Raw genomic sequence first — 13,299 nt, 5'->3', positions numbered from 1 at the left:
TGGGCCGCGTGGGCCGTGTGGCCCGCGTGCGCGTCGTCTTGGTCGCTTGAGGAGCCGCTCATCCTTCCCTCCTGCAGAGGAGCACATACCAGTGGAGGGTATATCCTTCATACCCCCGTCCCCTATGTCAACCGACCGGCGTCGGGCGTCGCGACCGCTCGGTGCCCCATCTGCTCCCCGTCGGCTCCCCGTCGGCAGCGTGCGCGCCCGCGCTCATGAGCACCGGCCTCGCGGAGGCTCAGGGGCCGGCCGCGAACCCGCGGCCGGACGCGGCGACGGCATCCGGCATGTTTGATGCCCCGTAAAGCCGGAAGCTGGCAACGCGCGGCCGCTCGCGTCTGCACGACCACCCCACCTCTACCGACCTCGACGACCCATGCGACAGGACCATGCCCACGCGACGGCGAGCCGCCTCAACCTCGGCGCCAGCCTGCTGTTCGCCACCTTCGCCATGGCGGCCTGCTCCGGGAGCAAGGACGCGGGGACCGACAGCGCCGCGGGTGTCGCCGGCGACACGGCGGGTGTGGCGACGGCCCCCGCCCCCGCGGCGCAGGACACGGGCATGGCCGGGATGGCCGGGATGGACCACTCGCAGATGACGATGCACCGGCCGGCGCCGCGCGACTCCAATCAGGCGTTCCTGCGCATGATGGGCGACCACCACGAGGGCCTCGTCGCGATGTCCGACTCCGCGCAGCCGCGCCTCACGGGCGCGACCGCGAAGTCCGACGCGCAGAAGCTCCGGCAGAAGCAGGAGTCGGAGCAGCAGCGGATGCTGGCGATGCTCTCGGGGCAGTACAGCGATTCGGTGACGCCGATGATCATGCCGAGCAACCGCGCGATGATCGACTCCGTGACCCGGGCGCCACAGGGCGCTGAGGCGGACCGTGCCTACTACCGGCAGGTGATCGCGCACCACCGCGAGGCGATCCAGATGACCGAGCCCTTGCTCCCGCACCTCACGGGCGAGGTCAAGCAGATGGCGGAGAGGATGGTCGCCGATCAGCGTCGCGAGATCCAGGAGTTCGAGCGGAAGGCGTCGGCCGGCGGACAGGGCTAAGAGGGTCCGGCGTCATGCCGCGCGCCGCGCGACGCGCCTCTCGCGGTGGCCGGCCCGCGGTGTTGACCCTCGCCGGTCTCGCCGGCCTGGCGTGGCGCGTCCTGCGCCGTTGCGGGATGGCCGGCGGTGACGGCGGGCCCTCACGCGCGCGAGGCGCGGAGGCGGAAGATCTCGCGCTCGCGGAACGGAACGACCGCTACGCGGGCTGACTGGACGCCCCGCCGCGTGCCATTTTACCAGGCATAGAATCTGCCGCTGCACGCCGCGCCGTGCCTCGGCTCCGCTGTTGCGGCTCGCGAGGTTCCCACGGCCGTCACTCTCAGCGTGAAGGCTGCCCCATGCTGCACCACGTTCGCGTCGCCACGCTCGCCGCCGCCGTGATCGGCGCCGCCGCGTGCGCCGATGCCCCGTCTGCCCCGTCCGCGTCGCTTGCTCCGGGCGACGCGCCCTCGCTCAGCGCCGCCGCGCCGCAGCCGTCGGTGGCGAAGTTCGAGGTCGACTACATGATGATGACCATCGACCACCACCTCGCCGGCATCGTGATGGCGCAGATGTGCATCGAGAAGGCGGTGCACGAGGAGCTGCGTGCGCTCTGCCGCGAGTCGCTGGCGAGTCAGCAGCGCCAGATCGCGCTCTACCGGTCGTGGCTCCAGCAGTGGTACGGCATCAGCTACGCTGGCGAGATCCCCCAGAGCGCGGCGCAGGACATCCGGCGTCTGTCCGAGCTCTCCGGCGCCGCGTTCGAGGACGAGTTTCTGACGGAGTTCAGCAAGCACCACCTCCGCATCATCAAGGAATCGGAGAAGGCCGTCGAGCGAGTCTACCACGAGGAGCTGCGGCGCGAGGCGCAGATGACCGTCACGAACCAGAGCCGTCAGGTCGTGCAGATGCAGACCTGGGACTGCCAGTGGTACGACGACTGCCGGCAGGGCCTGATCGAGCAGGTGCAGAACCGCTGACTGGTGCAGAACCGCTGATCGCCAGCGCGCGGCGCGCGGCGCCGCGCGCACGACGACGGGCCCCGATCCGCGCGGATCGGGGCCCGTCGTCGTGCGCGCGGAGGGCGAGGTCCGAGGCGCGAGCTTTGTCAGCGGTTGCCCACCGCGGCCGCGTGCTCGACCGGCGCGCCGGATGCGCTATCACCGCCCGCCATCGCGTCGTCCATCGGCGTGGGCGTCGCTACGAGCGCCGCGGTCGCCAGCAGGACGAGCACCCCGACCGCGAGCTCCGCGGTCGCGGACCGGCGGATCCGCGCCGTGCCGGCGTCGTCCCCGAGGGCCGGCCGCACCCGGAGCCAGTTGTAGGCGCCCGTCCCCGCGACGAGCGACAGCGCGGCGAGCTTGAGCAGCAGCAGCTGCCCGTACCAGGTGCCCCACAACGCGGGCAGACGACCGACGTGGAGCCAGGTGGCGAACAGGCCGGTCACGGCGACCACGCCGGCGAACGCCAGCGCAGCCGGCGAGAACGCGTGCACCAGCGCCGCCACAGCGGCGCCGCGCCGCTCGGGGCCGAGCGCGAGCGCCGCCGGCACGCCGGCCGCGAGCACCACGAGGAGGCTCCCCAACCAGCCGCCGGCCCCCAGCACGTGCAGGCCGTCGCCGACGATGGCGAGGGGGGTGAGCCGCGGCGCGGCCGACGCATGCCCCGAGAGGGCCGGCGTGAACGCGAGCACCACGGCCGCAAGCGTCGCGGCCGCCCACGGGCCGCCTTCGGCGCGTGGGGCCGCACCGCCGCCCGCGCGCCGCGCGCGCGCGAAGGCGAGCGCCGCCACGACGGCGCCCGCGACCTGGAGCAGCCAGCCCCATCCCCACACCGTGTGGCGGAGGGTGGCGCCGAGCCGCGCGAGGTCCAGCGCGTCGGCGGTCCCGTTCATCGCCACGGACTGCGCCCCGAGCCGCACGAGCGCCGCCGCGAGGAGCGCGACCGCTCCCTGGAAACCGAGCGAGGCCGCCCGACGTTCTGCCGCCGGTGTGAACTCCGGTACCAGCACGGGCGCGACCGCCGAGGCGGTGGCCGAGGCGGCGGTCGAGGCGGCGTCGGACCGCGCGGGCGGGCGCCGCAGGAATCCGATGACGACGGTCCGGAACGCCGCCACTCCGAGGACCACCAGGAGCGCGGCGTAGGTGACCCAGCGGACCACCACGTATGCCGGCGACTCGGCGTCGAAGGCGCCCGCCTCAGGGAGCGGCGGAACCGGCTGGGGCGCGGCGGGCGGCGCCTGTCCCGGCGCCTGTCCCGGCGCCTGTCCCGGCGCCTGTCCCGGCGCCTGTCCCGGCGCCTGTCCCGGCGCCTGTCCCGGCGCCTGTCCCGGCGCCTGTCCCGGCGCCTGTCCCGGCGCCTGTCCCGGCGCGCTGACCGTCACGCCGGCTTCGCCCGCGCCGGGTGCCGCCGGCGCAGCCTGCGCGCCTGCCGCCGTGTCACGCTGCCCCTCCGTCGGCCCAACCGGCCCCGCCCCGGCATCGGCGAGACCCGTTGCCCCCGGAAGGATCGCGAACGTGTAGCGGCCCCGCACCGGGTGCCCGTCCCGGCCGGCGATCTGCCAGGTGACGGTGTACGCGCCGGGCACGAGCCCGCCGCGGATCGCGGCCACCACGATGTTTGCGGAGTCGGAGACGGTCGCGAGCGGCGCCAGCGCGACGGTCGCCCCGCCTGGTCCCGCAAGCGCGACCCGGCTGACCGACAGCTCCACGCGCTCCGTGAACGTCAGACGTAGCTCGCGCGGTGCCGCCGAGAGCCGCGCGTTGCTGGCCGGGACGGCGCGGCGGAGTCCGCCGTGCGCGTAGGCCACGGCCGGCGCCACCAGGGCGAGCAGCAACGCCAGGAGAAGGGTGGCCGGCGCGCGGGCCGGCCCGCGCGCCGGTGTGGACAAGGACTGAGTGTGCATCGGGCGATGCGAGGGAGGGATGTGGCACCGGCCTGCGCCGGGGGCACGCGGCTTCGGCACGTGCAGACGTGCCCGCCCTGCCGGAGGCGGGCATCCTTGGTTGCGCCGTGCGTAGCCGCGAAAGCGCATGCACGCCCTACGGGGCCCTACGGCGCCCTACGGACGCCCCATCTTGCTGTGATCCATCCCGGCCATCGAGTCGCGCGGGGCGGGGCGCGGCGCGGGGCGCGGCGCGGGGCGGGGCGCGGCACGCGGCGCAGTGCGCGGCGCCGGGCTCGGCGCCGGGCTCGGCGCCGGGCTCGGCGCCGGACTCGGCGCTGACCGCGCGGGCGTCCGTGCTGGAGGCCGCGTCAGGGCCGCCGGCGGGGCGGCCGGGCGGGCGGCCGGGCGGGCGGCCGGGCGGGCGGCCGGGCGGGCGGCCGGCGGGGCAGCCGGCGCGCCGCCGTGACCCGCGTGCGGGTCTGCGGCGGGTGCCGACGGCTGCCCCGGTGGGCGCGCCGGTGTGGACCGGGCAGCCGGGGTCGCGCTGCGGCGGGCGGACGGGCGAGCGATAGGCTTCGGTGCCGCGGGCGCAGTGCGGTTGGCCGCCGAGGGCACGTCCTTGCGCACGGGCATCGCCGGGCCATCGGCGCCGCCGCTGCCGCCGTGCATCATGGCCTGCATGTGCGTGCGGTGCTCGGCCGGCATGTCCTGCATGGACTCCATCATCATGCGGTGCATTGCGGTGTCGGCCATGACGCGCTGGCGGATCACCGGGTCGGCCATCAGGCGCATCTGCAGGTCCGCCCGCGAGGGGGCGTCCGCCGTCTCGCTCGCGGTTCCGCTCGCGGTCCGCGGCGCGTCGGCAGCGGCCGGCGGTGCGGCCCCGCCGTGCCCCATCGCCGCATGCGCGGCTGCCGCTCCGGCGCTGGCGGCAGACGGTGGGCTGCCGGCGGACATCGGTGCCATCGCCCCCGGTGCCATCGCCCCGTGCGCCATGCCCGCATGGGCGGCCGCGGAGGCGTCAGGGGCCGCGGCGCTCTGGAGCGGCCCGCACGCGACGAAGGTGACAGGCGCCGACGAGTTCCCCCTTGCACTCCCCGCGTGTACGGCGACGAAGTACGCCTCGGTCCCGCCGAGCGGGTCGGGGAGCGTAGCAACAGCCGTCCCGCGGCCGCCCGCGCCGACGCGAAGGGGCGGGTACGCCCCGGGCGCGCCGAGCACGCCCGCGTCTCGGCTACACGTGCCGCGGTGCACCGCCCAGTCCCGCACGGCGCCGGGTACGTCACCGGACCAGGCAAGACGTACGGTCGCCCCCTCGCGGACGGCCGCACCGCTCGGAGACCGCGTTCCCAAGGCGCCCGTCAGCAACGCGGAATCCCCGGTCGCACGCGCGGGCATGGCCGCCGAGGCGCTCACCGATCCGACCACGTGGGCACCTGGGTGCGCGCCCGCATCCGACGACTGTCCGTGGGCGGCCGATCCGCTGCCCACCAACACGGCAACGACGAGGAGGGGAGCACGAGGGAGATCAAATCGCATCGAAAGGCACCTCGGGACGACTGAACCCGACGGAAGGTGTGCGGACCCGGCGCGAGTCGCCGGCGCGTGGACGCGCCTGCCCCGGGGACGGGGGACGCCGACGCGCCCCCGGATGCCGCGTCCGCTCGCGCGCGTGCTCGCGTGCGCAGCGTGCCCAGACGGCGCCCGTCCGTCGTTCACGCGACGAGCCCGACGCGGGCCGGCGCCCGCATTCTGACAGGAGTTGCCCTGGTGGCGGCGTCCACGCGTATATTTTATCATGCGTAGAATGCAACGCGCTAGCCTCGTGTTTGCGCAGACACCGGACGGATCCCGCCGGCTCCCGTCGCACCAGGGCCCGCGCGCCTGGCTTGGTGGCGGTCCGGCCGACCCGGGTCGACGTCCGGGCCGGCGTCGGCCGCGGAGCGAGGCTGCCCCCGAGAATGCTGCGCGCGTGCTGGCCGCCGGATCGGCAGGCGCTGCCCGCCTGCCGGCTCACCGGTTCACCGTCTTCCCGTCTGTCTGATGTCCCGCCACACACACGTGCACGGCGTACCCGAGAGCGGCGCGCTGGCGACCACGCCGGTCTCGCGCCGGCACTTTCTGCACGCCGCCGGGGCGATGGGCGCCCTCGCCGCCGTGAACCGGCTCACGCCCGCGTACGCGCAGGTGTCAGCAGGCCACGGCCCGGCGCCGACGGCGCGCGCGAGCCTCGCGCCGGCCGCTCGCGCCGCGAGCGTCGACCTGCGCGTGGCGGAGACCGCGATCACGGTCGACGGGCGCCGCGCGACCGCGGTCGCGATGAACGACACCGTGCCGGGGCCGCTGCTGCGGTTTCGTGAGGGCGACGAGGCCATCATCCGCGTCACGAACGCCCTGCGCGAGGACACGTCCATCCACTGGCACGGGATCATCCTCCCGAACCCGATGGACGGCGTGCCGGGGGTCAACTTCGCGGGCATCCCGGCAGGCACGACGTTCACCTACCGCTTCCCCCTGAAGCAGTACGGCACCTACTGGTACCACAGCCACTCGGGGCTCCAGGAGCAGGTGGGCCACTACGGACCGCTGGTCATCGACCCGGCCGAGCCGGAGCCGTTCGCGTACGACCGCGAGTACGTCGTCATGCTCTCCGACTGGATGTTCGAGGACCCGTACCGTGTGCTCGACCGGCTGAAGAAGCAGGCGACGTACTCGAACTTCCAGCGGCGCACGGCTGCAGACTTCTTCCGTGATGTCGACCGCATGGGATGGCGCGACGCGATCCGCGAGCGCTGGATGTGGGCACAGATGCGCATGAGCCCGACCGACATCTCGGACATCACCGCGCCGGTCTACACGTACCTGTGCAACGGGCTCCCGCCGGCGGCGAACTGGACCGGGCTCTTCCGTCCGGGTGAGCGCGTGCGGCTCCGCTTCATCAATGCGGGCGCCGGCACGTACTTCGACGTGCGCATCCCGGGCCTCCCGATGACGGTCGTCGCCGTGAGCGGGCAGTACGTGCAGCCGGTGACGGTCGACGAGTTCCGCGTGGAGATCGCACAGACCTACGACGTGATCGTGGAGCCGAACGCTGCCGCCGCCTTCACGATCTTCGCCGAGTCGATGGACCGGAGCGGCTTTGCGCGCGGAACCCTCGCGCCGCAGGCCGGCATGGCGGGCCCGATCCCGCGCCGGCGGCCGCGGCCCGAGCTGACCATGATGGACATGGGCATGGCGATGGGCGGCCACGCCGGGATGAGCGGGATGAGCGGGATGAGCGGCCGAAGCATGGGAGCGCCATCCAGCGCGGGCGGCGGCCACGCTGGGCATGGCGCACCGACGCCGGCGCCCGCTCCTTCGCCAGCCACCGGGCACGCCGGCCACGGCGGCATGCCGGCGACGGGACAGCCCACAGGGCAGCCCACAGGGCAGCCCACAGGGCAGCCCACAGGGCAGCAGTCGAGCGGACAGCCCGCCGGCGCGATGGCCGGCCACGACATGGCCGGCATGAGCGGGATGGGGGGAATGGCCATGGGGGGCATGGCCGAGCCACGCCCGTGGGAGCCCGGCACGCGCCTGTACGACGGCAGCATCGAGCGGAAGACGGGGCTCCGCCCGCTCGGCACGCTCCCGGATCCGATGCTCCACGGCCCGGACGACCACGACACCGCCATGACCAAGCCGGCCGAGGTCACCGGGAGTCGGCTCGCCGAGCCCGGGCCCGGGCTCGGCGAGGATGGCTGGCGTGTGCTCGTCTACACGGACCTACGCGCCCTCACGCCACACCCCGAGTCGCGGCGCCAGCCGGTGCGCGAGATCGAGCTGCACCTGACGGGCAACATGGAGCGGTACATGTGGTCCATCAACGGCGTCAAGTTCTCCGACGCGCCGGACGCGCTGCGGCTCACGCAGGGGGAGCCCGTGCGCTTCACGATGGTCAACGACACGATGATGGCGCACCCGATGCACCTCCACGGCATGTGGATGCTGCTCGAGAACGGGAACGGCGAGCTATGTCCGCGGCTGCACACGGTGAACGTCAAGCCCGCAGACCGCGTGTCGTTCGTGACGGTCCCGAACGACCTGGGGCCGTGGGCCTTCCACTGTCACGTGCTGTATCACATGGAGATGGGGATGTTCCGCGTCTTCGACGTCGTGCCGCCAACGGGTGGCGCGCCGGTCACCGCGCAGGAGGCCCGATGAGCGGCCTGGCTGGTACGCGCACGGGCGGCTGCGCACTGCGCGGCGCGACACGTCAGGTGAGGCGGCGGCGCGCGTGGGCGGCGGCGGCGGCCCTGCTCTTCGCCGCCATGGCCGCGCGGCCGGCGGGCGCGCAGGGCACGCCTGCATCGCCCAGCACGCCGGCGCCGCCTGGGACGGAGCCGCCGACCCGCATCACGGGCGACACCACGGGCGGGCGGTCGGGTCGGGTGACCGGACAGTCGCACGGACAGGGCACGGGACCGGCGCACGGGATGATGATGGACCGCACGCGCCGCGTCTTCCTGCTGACCGAAGTGCTCGAGATCGCCTCGGGCGAGTCAGCCCTGCCGATCACGCTCGACGGCACGGGTTGGATCGGCGGCGACTACCACCGCGTCTTCCTCAACGTCGACGCCGAGCAGCCGACGCGTGGCGGGCGGGAGATCGACCTGCGCGGCGACGTGAACTACGGTCGGCTTGTCTCGCCGTTCTGGAGTGCGCTCGTCGGCGTGCGCGTGGAGAGCCGGCGTGGCGAGGTCGGCCCGCTGCGCACGCGGGGGCTGCTGCACTTTGGGATGGAGGGTCTCGCACCGGGGTGGTTCACGCTCGAACCCTCGCTGTACGTGAGCCCGACAGGACAGGTCTCGGCGCGCATCGCGGGGACCACCGATTTCCTGCTGACGCAGCGGCTCATCGTGCAGCCGCGCGCCGAGCTGCACGCGGTCGTCCAGCGCGTGCCAGAGTTCTTGTACGCTCCTGGCCTCACCGACGCGGAGCTCGGGGTGCGCCTGCGCTACGAGTTCCGGCGTGATTTCGCGCCCTACGTGGGGCTCTCCTGGTTCCGGCGCACGGGCGGGTCGGCAGGCCTGGCGCGGGCCGCGGGCGAGTCGGACCGCACGGCAGGTCTGGTGGCGGGCGTTCGCGTCTGGCGCTGAGAGGCGCTGAGAGGCGCTGAGAGGCGCTGAGAGGCGCGGAGAGGCGCGGAGAGGCGCGGAGAGGCGCGGAGAGGCGCTGCGATACGCCGCGCGCACGGCGCACGCCAGACGAACGGTGGGCTCAGCGCGTGCGCGTGCGTCAGGCGGGCCCCGGCGAGGCGGGGGCGCTCGGTGTGGTGGTGCCGACAGGACGTGGCGGCGCCTCCCGGGTGCGCTCGCCCTGCGCGTCCGCGGAGCGGGAGCTGGTGCGGCAGGTGGTGCGGCGCGAGGTGCCAAGCGGTGACGGGAGCGCAGGACGGACGCGGCGGCAGGCGACGGCGGCGCAGCGCCCTGACTACAGCCGGCGAACGACGACGGCGGCGCCGAACGTGGCGAACCAGCCCCCCTCGCTTCCCGTGAGCCGATAGCCCGCGCCGGCATCGGCGGCGACGCGGGAACTGAGCTGGTAGCGGACGCCCCCGCCCGTGCTCGACTCCACGTCCTCGCCCCGGCGCAGCGGTCGGCGTGCGACCACCTCACTGGTCACGAGGAGGGCGCGGAGGGGAAAGGTGCGGTCAACGGCGACGCCTGCCTGCCATTGCGATAGCTCCGCCGCGCCGGGGCCAACGTCGTCACCTGCCCGCGGATAGAGTGCACCGCTCTGGGGCGTCCGGTGACCGGGCGGCACCAGTCCGGTACGCCGGCAGAATCCGCGGCGGCGAGGTCGGTCGCGTCGCGGCTGAGGCGGTCACCGAACGTGTGCTGGCCGTTCACGTGGAACCGTGCCCACGCGACCGTCTGCGTCCCGATGCCCTTGAGGGACGGGTACGCCCGGTCGGGCCCAAACCCGCCGGCGGGAATCGGTACGTCGCCAACCAGTGCGAGCGCGGGGATCGCCGACTCAACGGTGAGGTTGCGGAGCATGGAGAGTTCAACGTCCGCCAGGCCCGACGCGCGTCGCCTGGCGGTGCCACCGACGTACGCCAGCGGAACGCCGACCTCGAGCTGCGTGCGCGTCAGGACGCCGAGGGCGACCGCCGGCACGATGCCCCAGCTGTAGAAGCCGCCCCGCGCGCGCGCTCCACGCGCAGCGGCGCGAGTGGGAACGCGAGGGCGCGCCGTCCGACCGGGTACGCGCCCTCCGTGGTGAGGGGACGGCCCCCGTCCGTGTTGTCGTAGTCTGTCTGGGCCGCCAAGCGGCGCGCCCCTCCCTCGGCAGCAAGCGCCCCGAGCACGGCGGCCAGAACGCGGGGGCGGAGGGGGCCGGCGACCGGCGGTCGCGGAGTCAGCGCGCGCCAGCGGACGACGCCAGGGCACGGGTCAGAAGGCACGGGACGGTCCGTCTTGCGTTACAGACCGTGGGACGTACCAGCGCGCAACAATACCGGGGGATCGTGGGCGCGCGGCGCCCGTCAGGCGCCGCCAATGGGCGGCGGCGCGCCCGGTCGCGCCCGGTGCGGACAGTCGGAGCCGCCGGGGGTGATCCACCCGCCAGTCGCGCCGAGCCGGCAGAACAGGTGCGAGATCGCGGACGTGCGGAGATGGTGGCAGTGCGCCGCGTGCGCGACAGCGACCGCGCCGCTCGCCGCCGTGTCATGCGGCAGCTCGTGTACATCCACGAGGCCCGACGTCCACACCACCACCAGCGCGGCCGCCGCGCTCGCGAGCGAGCGGCGCGTGACGCGCGACGCGGGCGTCGTGTCCTCGCCGGCGAGGCGGCGCACCCGGCGGTCCAGCAGATCGTGGCGCACGAACGGCACGCCCGCCCGGCTCACGCCTGTGGGCATGGAGCGGACCGGGTGGGCGAAGCCGACCGTGTAGTCCGGCATCGGCTCGCCGAAGGCCGCGGCCGGCGGACGCCACGCCGCGAGGGCTACGAGGGCTGAGGCGAGCGTCAGCGGCCCCACGACGGCCGCCGCCGCGTCGTCGGCGCGGATCTCCGCCTCGTCCGCCACGTCGTCCGCGAGGCCGCGCAGTCCCGGGATCCAGAACAGCGTCTTCGCCGTCGCGCGCAACAGCGAGAACCGGAGCGGGTCGCGCCGGACCACGTGCGCGCGCTCGTGCGCAATCACCGCAGCCAGTTCCTCCGGCGGCAGCCGGCGCGGCCCGTCCTCGACCAGCTCGCGCGCGACGTAGACGACGGGCGACAGCCAACCCGCGGTGAACGCCGGCGACGGCAGCCCGGCCACGACCCGCAGCCTCGCCGGATCGAGCCCGCCGCGCGCGGCTGCCTCCCAGAAGGCGTCGCCGCGCGCCGGCACAACCCCGTCGAGCGGCGTCAGGGCGCGCCGCGCCCGCCGCCACGCGCGTGCGCGGTCCCACACCGCGTAGGCGAAGCCGCCGGCCAGCAGGACGTGTAGCGCCTCGTGCACCGGCGTGAGCAGGACGTGCAACGCCACGAGGCAGAGCGCTCCAATGTGGTCGATGCCCGTCAGCGGCTGGTGGGCGGCGCCGATCACGTGGCGGCCGACGACGGGCGCCAGGGCGAGCAGCACCGCCGTCGCCATGCCAAGGAGGAGCACGCGGCGCTGCCGGTTCTCGCGCGCCCGGGTCGAGGCGCGGAGGTACGACGGCGCGGACGCGCCCGGCGCGGCCGCCGGGGGCGGCGCGGGCGACCGCCTCGGCGGCTTCATCACCCTAGGGCTTCCTCCGCGCGCGGGACGGCGGCGCCGGCTCGCCCTGCGGTTCGCCCGTCTCGCGCATGCGACGGCGGATCAGGCGCGCGAGCTCCGCGAGCTGCTCGGGGTCGCGCTCGGCCAGCACGTCCACCATCGAGGCGGCGACCGCCTCCGGCTCGAACGACAGGATGCCCTCCACGACCCGGCGCGACGCGTGCGCCATGAACTCGGGCTCGGACATCCGGGCTGAATAGTGGTAGAGGTCCTCCACCTTGCGGCGCTCGAGGATGCGCTTGTCGACCAACTTGTTGAGCACCGTGATCACGGTCAGCGATCACGGTCAGCGGCGCCACCGGGTGCTCCTCGGCGACCCGCTCGTACACGGCACGCGCGGGCGCCGGGGTGCCGAGGTCCCAGACGGTCTGCAGCACGCGCGCTTCGAGGTCGCCCAGCACCTTGGCGAGCCCCTCGGCCGAGAGGCGGACGGTGTCCTGCAGACGGGGCGTGGTGTCGGCGGACCGACGGGGCGTGCGGCGGGTGCTCACGGGTGGGCTCGCGGTGGGAGGTCCGGACAGCGGTGTAAGCTAGTGGCCATTTTACGTCTCGTAAATACTTCCCTGCCCCCCTTGGCGACCCGCCACCCGCGGCGGTGTCCACCGAGCTCCCCGCAACCGTTCGCGGCACCACCACGGCCCAAGGGCCGGGGGTCGCGCCGTGGTGGGCGTGAGTGGCCCGGGTGAAGCGGGTGACCACCGCCCGTCGTCGCCCGGGGAGCGGCCGGCTCACGCCTGTCCAACCACCGCCTGCGCGCCTCCTGTGACCGAATCCGGTGACCGCACGCGGCACCCATCACCACACCGCCGGACCGCGGGAGCGGGGGGTATGCACACCTGGAGGCTAGGACGACACGCGCCGCGGCGCCATGCCGCCGCGCCATGCCGCCGCGCCATGCCGCCGCGCCATGCCGCCGCGCCGTGCCGCCGAGAAGCCTGAGGGGTTCCGTGCCCACCACCGCGCGGACTGCTCGGTGCATGGCGCTTGGGGGCGGCCGCAGGGCCGTGTCGCCGGCGCGGGCTCGTCGCGTGAGGTCGTGGCGCGCTTCTCATAGTGCAGCGACGACAGGTCTCGCGAGCGCGCAGTACAGTCCGGTTCTCGACGCCTCGGAGACGCATGCGAGCCGTTCTGCGTCTTAGCCTTCTCGTCGCCGCCTGCGCGCGACCGGTATCACCGGTATCACGCGACGCCACGGTCTCGGCCGTGAAGGCGCGCCCGCAGGCTTCTGGCAAGGCGGCCGGACTCGACCGTGCCACCCCGCGGCGGCTCTGCGCCGACCGCGTGCGCCTCCCCGGGGGCCCCTGCGTACTGCGTGACCAGAGCGCGCCGCCGGCACAGCCGGTCACGCCCTGACACCGGGGCGTCTCGGCACGGCTCGAAGGCGGCCAGGGCGGCCGGGGGGCCAGGGGGCGAGCGCCGCCTCGTCCCCGCGCGCCGCCGGCGCCCGGCGCACCGCCCACGCCGTCCCGCGGGCGATGACCGCTGGGCGATGACCGCTGGGCGATGACCGCTGGGCGATGACCGCCCGGGGCTCCGGTCTCGGGCTCGCCGCGAACTCGGGGCGACGGGCGTCCTCCCCGAGCA

At 74.7% G+C, this 13,299-nt stretch carries 9 protein-coding genes; 4 read left to right on the top strand and 5 right to left on the bottom strand.

Annotation, left to right across the window (positions count from 1 at the left end; genetic code table 11):
- Window positions 1–376 precede the first annotated feature (376 nt).
- Together rosag_RS23240 and rosag_RS23235 are read left to right on the top strand one after the other, a co-directional pair.
- Window positions 377–1,060 (top strand): DUF305 domain-containing protein, encoded by a 684-nt coding sequence (locus rosag_RS23240; RefSeq protein WP_284352575.1) that lies wholly within the window; start codon window positions 377–379, stop codon window positions 1,058–1,060.
- A 338-nt stretch (window positions 1,061–1,398) separates the two neighbouring features.
- Window positions 1,399–2,019 carry a DUF305 domain-containing protein gene (locus rosag_RS23235; RefSeq protein ID WP_284352574.1) on the top strand — a complete coding sequence of 207 codons (621 nt, stop codon included), beginning with the start codon at window positions 1,399–1,401 and terminating at the stop codon, window positions 2,017–2,019.
- Window positions 2,020–2,147: 128 nt separating this feature from the next.
- Here the strand turns inward: rosag_RS23235 and rosag_RS23230 are convergent, their stop codons facing one another.
- Window positions 2,148–3,944, bottom strand: coding sequence for a copper resistance CopC/CopD family protein (locus tag rosag_RS23230; protein WP_284352573.1), 1,797 nt, complete (start codon window positions 3,942–3,944; stop codon window positions 2,148–2,150).
- A gap of 2,025 nt (window positions 3,945–5,969) precedes the next feature.
- Here rosag_RS23230 and rosag_RS23225 point away from each other — a divergent pair.
- Complete coding sequence (locus rosag_RS23225) at window positions 5,970–8,129, top strand: copper resistance system multicopper oxidase (protein WP_284352572.1); 2,160 nt, start codon at window positions 5,970–5,972, stop codon at window positions 8,127–8,129.
- On the top strand, window positions 8,126–9,064 hold the full coding sequence (locus tag rosag_RS23220; RefSeq protein ID WP_284352571.1) for a copper resistance protein B: 939 nt from the start codon (window positions 8,126–8,128) through the stop codon (window positions 9,062–9,064). The genes rosag_RS23225 and rosag_RS23220 overlap by 4 nt, the downstream gene beginning before the upstream one ends.
- A 334-nt stretch (window positions 9,065–9,398) precedes the next feature.
- Here rosag_RS23220 and rosag_RS23215 read toward each other — a convergent pair whose 3' ends face one another.
- From rosag_RS23215 to rosag_RS23200, 4 genes are all read right to left on the bottom strand, one after another.
- On the bottom strand, window positions 9,399–9,590 hold the full coding sequence (locus tag rosag_RS23215; RefSeq protein ID WP_284352570.1) for a hypothetical protein: 192 nt from the start codon (window positions 9,588–9,590) through the stop codon (window positions 9,399–9,401).
- Window positions 9,587–10,087 (bottom strand): hypothetical protein, encoded by a 501-nt coding sequence (locus tag rosag_RS23210; protein WP_284352569.1) that lies wholly within the window; start codon window positions 10,085–10,087, stop codon window positions 9,587–9,589. The genes rosag_RS23215 and rosag_RS23210 overlap by 4 nt, the downstream gene beginning before the upstream one ends.
- Window positions 10,088–10,455: 368 nt before the next feature.
- Entirely contained in the window at window positions 10,456–11,676 is a 1,221-nt protein-coding gene (locus rosag_RS23205; RefSeq protein WP_284352568.1) for a M48 family metalloprotease, read from the bottom strand.
- 4 nt (window positions 11,677–11,680) lie between these two features.
- Window positions 11,681–11,986, bottom strand: coding sequence for a BlaI/MecI/CopY family transcriptional regulator (locus rosag_RS23200; RefSeq protein WP_284352567.1), 306 nt, complete (start codon window positions 11,984–11,986; stop codon window positions 11,681–11,683).
- Between the last annotated feature and the right edge of the window lie 1,313 nt (window positions 11,987–13,299).

The organism is Roseisolibacter agri (genome assembly GCF_030159095.1).
Lineage (GTDB): Bacteria > Gemmatimonadota > Gemmatimonadetes > Gemmatimonadales > Gemmatimonadaceae > Roseisolibacter > Roseisolibacter agri.
This window is presented reverse-complemented; position numbering and strand designations above follow the sequence as displayed.

Excerpts from the sequence above, each read along its gene's own strand:
- rosag_RS23240 (WP_284352575.1), top strand. The coding sequence starts at position 377 with ATGCGACAGGACCATGCCCACGCGACGGCGAGCCGCCTCAACCTCGGC.
- rosag_RS23235 (WP_284352574.1), top strand. The coding sequence starts at position 1,399 with ATGCTGCACCACGTTCGCGTCGCCACGCTCGCCGCCGCCGTGATCGGC.
- rosag_RS23230 (WP_284352573.1), bottom strand. The coding sequence starts at position 3,944 with ATGCACACTCAGTCCTTGTCCACACCGGCGCGCGGGCCGGCCCGCGCG.
- rosag_RS23225 (WP_284352572.1), top strand. The coding sequence starts at position 5,970 with ATGTCCCGCCACACACACGTGCACGGCGTACCCGAGAGCGGCGCGCTG.
- rosag_RS23220 (WP_284352571.1), top strand. The coding sequence starts at position 8,126 with ATGAGCGGCCTGGCTGGTACGCGCACGGGCGGCTGCGCACTGCGCGGC.
- rosag_RS23205 (WP_284352568.1), bottom strand. The coding sequence starts at position 11,676 with ATGAAGCCGCCGAGGCGGTCGCCCGCGCCGCCCCCGGCGGCCGCGCCG.